The organism is Roseateles sp. P5_B10, from assembly GCF_056400485.1.
In genome coordinates this window covers 1-872 of the sequence record NZ_JBFULE010001358.1, presented here as the reverse complement: position 1 = coordinate 872, position 872 = coordinate 1, and the positions used below count along the sequence as shown (strand labels likewise).

Annotated in this window: 1 protein-coding gene; it reads right to left on the bottom strand. The window is 63.0% G+C overall.

Translation table 11 applies throughout. The features are described from left to right. Positions 1-68: 68 nt before the first annotated feature. Positions 69-872 (bottom strand): transcription termination factor Rho (gene rho / locus AC1DU6_RS33300; RefSeq protein WP_477862605.1); only part of this gene is annotated, 804 nt, incomplete at its 5' end.

The following is an 872-nucleotide window of genomic DNA, read 5'->3' as shown; positions in this document are numbered from 1 at the left end:
TGTCTCGCATGCGCGGGCGTTTGACGGGCGTCGGACAGGACGCAGGTCCTGTCCTCGGTCCCGTCTCACTACCCGCCGCGCCGCATCATGTCGAAGAAGTCATGATTGTTCTTCGACGCCTTCATCTTCTCGAGGATGAACTCCATCGCCTCGATCTCGTCCATGTTGTAGAGCAGCTTGCGCAGGATCCAGCTCTTTTGCAGGATCTCGGGCTTGAGCAGCAATTCCTCGCGGCGCGTGCCGGACTTGTTGATCAGCAGCGAAGGGTAGACGCGCTTTTCGGCCATGCGGCGATCCAGGTGGATTTCGCAGTTGCCGGTGCCCTTGAACTCTTCGTAGATCACCTCGTCCATCTTGGAGCCGGTGTCGATCAGCGCGGTGSCGATGATGGTCAGCGARCCRCCTTCYTCSAYGTTRCGMGCCGCRCCGAAGAAGCGCTTSGGRCGCTGCAGCGCGTTGGCGTCMACRCCGCCGGTCAGCACCTTGCCGGAGCTGGGCAGCACGTTGTTGTAGGCACGGGCCAGGCGGGTGATCGAGTCCAGCAGGATGATCACGTCCTTCTTGAGCTCCACCAGGCGCTTGGCGCGCTCGATGACCATCTCTGCCACCTGCACGTGGCGGGCGGCGGGTTCGTCGAAGGTGGAGCTGATGACCTCGCCGCGCACGGTGCGGATCATCTCCGTCACTTCCTCGGGGCGCTCGTCGACGAGCAGCACGATGAGGTGGCAGTCCGGATGGTTGGCCACCAGCGCATGCGCCAGGCTCTTCATCATCTCGGTCTTGCCCGTCTTGGGCTGGGACACGATGAGGGCGCGCTGGCCTTTGCCGATGGGCGCCACCAGGTCGATGATGCGACCGGTGATGTTCTCTTC